At 64.8% G+C, this 2,545-nt stretch carries 2 protein-coding genes; both read left to right on the forward strand.

Annotated elements, in window-relative coordinates:
• Positions 1-53 precede the first annotated feature (53 nt).
• The gene (gene istA / locus CVM73_RS38575; RefSeq protein WP_100236924.1) at positions 54-1,586 is read left to right on the forward strand and encodes an IS21 family transposase; all 1,533 of its coding nucleotides are present in this window, start codon (positions 54-56) and stop codon (positions 1,584-1,586) included.
• Positions 1,583-2,425: an IS21-like element helper ATPase IstB gene (gene istB / locus CVM73_RS38580; RefSeq protein ID WP_100236925.1), complete on the forward strand. Its 843-nt coding sequence runs from the start codon at positions 1,583-1,585 to the stop codon at positions 2,423-2,425. Before istA ends, istB begins: the two co-directional genes overlap by 4 nt.
• The last annotated feature ends 120 nt before the right edge of the window (positions 2,426-2,545 follow it).

Here is a 2,545-nt window from a genome sequence, read left to right on the forward strand (position 1 = left end):
GGGTGCGGCTGGTGCAAGCTGTTGATTCGTCTCGACAAGAGGGAATCGATGCCTTGCCTGGCCTTCACATCACCGACCACCAGATGAGGCTGTACATGACCTACCGACTGACATTGTCTCCCGAGGCCGCGGCGGCCAAGGCGGGGTTCTCGAAAGCGAGCGCGTATCGGATCGAGGACGATTTGCGCCTGCCATCGCAGAAGAAGGTGCCGAGGGGCCGGCGACGGTCCGATCCGCTCGTGCCCTATTGGGACGCCGAGATCGTTCCGATCCTGAAGGCTGCGCCCGGCATCCGCGTGATCGGCGTGCTGGACGAGCTGCGCCGTCGGCATCCCGACCTCAACCCCAACATCCGACGCACGCTGGAGCGGCGCATCAATGCCTGGCGGGCGCTCAATGGCCCTGAACAGGACGTGATCTTCCGCCAGGAGCACGAGCCCGGTCGTCTGGGTCTGTCCGACTTTACCGATACAAGCCCGCTCGGCATTGCCATTGCTGGTGAGACGCTCGATCACCGGCTCTACCACTTCCGGCTGGCGTTCTCCGGCTTTGAGCATGCCCATGTCGTGCTCGGCGGCGAAAGCTTCGTCGCCCTGGCCGAGGGCTTGCAGAACGCCCTGTGGGCGCTCGGCGGCGTTCCGCGGGAGCATCGCAGCGACAGCCTGTCGGCAGCATTCCGCAATCTGGCGGCCGACGCGCGGGAGGATCTGACACAGCGCTACGCCGCGCTGATGGGCCACTACGGCATGGCGCCAACGCGCAACAATGCGGGCATTGCACACGAGAACGGCTCGATCGAGAGCGCGCACGGTCATCTCAAACGAGCGCTGGAGGATGCGCTGTTGCTGCGGGGCACGCGCGACTTCATCAGTCTCGATGCCTACCGGGCTTTTGTCGACGAGATTGTCGGCCGGCGCAACGCCAACCTCGCCAAGCGGATCGCGCTCGAAAAGGAAGCACTAGCGCCACTGCCGAAAGGCCGCACGACCGACTTCGAGGAGAAGGTGATCCCGGTGACGTCGTCAGGCGGCTTCATCCTGCGGCGCGTGTTCTACACTGTGCCTTCAAGACTGATTGGCCATCGCCTGCGTGTGCGCATCTTCGACGACCGGCTCGAATGCTTCCTCGGCGTCACGCCGGTCGGGACGCTGCGGCGCGGGCGGCCTGTGTCGGAGAACCACGGCGGGCATGTCGTTGACTATCGGCACGTCATCCATGCCCTGCGGCGCAAGCCGATGGCGCTCGTCAATCTCGTCTATCGCGATCAGCTCTTCCCGCGCGCGGCTTACAAGCGCCTCTTCGAGACCTTGCGGGAGCATGGCGACGACCGGCGCGCCTGCAAGGTGACGGTCGAGCTTCTGGCTCTGGCCCATGAGCGAGCCTGCGAAGCCGAGCTCGCCGAGGCGATCGCGACCGCTCTCGATGCCGGACGGTTACCCGATCTTGCGGCATTGCGCGATCGCTTCCGACCCGAGGCGGCCTCGATCCCGAGTGTCGCCGTCAAGCTGGCGTCGCTCGACGTCTACGATGAGCTGGCCTCCGTCAGCATCGTGTCGGCCCACTCGAACCTGGGAGGAGCAGCATGACCAGCGGAGCTACCTCCATCGATGCCGCCCGCGTCGAGCTGCTGCTCAATGAGTTGCGCCTGCCCGGCGTCAAGGCGATCTGGCCGAAGCTCGCCGCGCAGTCGGACAAGGAAGGCTGGCCCGCCGCCCGCTTCCTTGCGGTCCTTGCCGAGCACGAGGCAGCCGATCGCACCCGCCGCCGCATCGAACGACACATGGTGGAAGCGCGTTTGCCCGCCGGCAAGACGCTCGCCACGTTCGAGTTCGAGAGCGTGCCTATGCTGTCAAAGGCACAGGCGATGGCGCTCGCCGCCGGTGACGTCTGGTTGAAGACCGGCGCCAATCTGCTGCTGTTCGGTCCACCCGGCGGCGGCAAGACCCATCTCGGCGCAGCGATCGGCCTGGCTCTCGTCGAGGACGGTTGGCGCGTTCTCTTTGCACGTACCACTGATCTGGTGCAGCGGCTGCAGGTGGCCCGGCGCGAGCTGGCGCTGGAGTCCGCAATCGCCAAGCTTGACCGCTACGACCTCCTGATCCTCGACGACATCACATATGTGAGCAAGGACCAGGCGGAAACCAGCGTATTGTTCGAGCTGATCGCCTCCCGCTACGAGCGACGCTCGCTGCTGATCACGGCCAATCAGCCATTTGGCGAATGGGGGCGTATCTTCCCCGATCAGGCGATGACACTGGCGGCGATCGATCGCCTGGTGCACCACGCCACGATCCTCGAGATGAACGTCGAGAGCTACCGTCGAAAAGTTGCTCTCGATCGCAGGCGCGGTCCAGGCCGGCCGCCGGTTCACGCCACTCCAAATGAACTCGAGAAGGCGGTGACTGACGCTGGCAATGCCGCTTGATTGTCGCGCAGCGTCAATCAAGCCTTGCCAAGCCCGCAGCCAGCGTCAATTATCTTCTGACTCGGCCGCCTCGTCTCATCTTGATTGACGCGCCGCTCTCATCCTGATTGTCGCGCCATA

It is taken from the genome of Bradyrhizobium forestalis, from assembly GCF_002795245.1.
GTDB classification, from domain to species: Bacteria; Pseudomonadota; Alphaproteobacteria; order Rhizobiales; family Xanthobacteraceae; genus Bradyrhizobium; species Bradyrhizobium forestalis.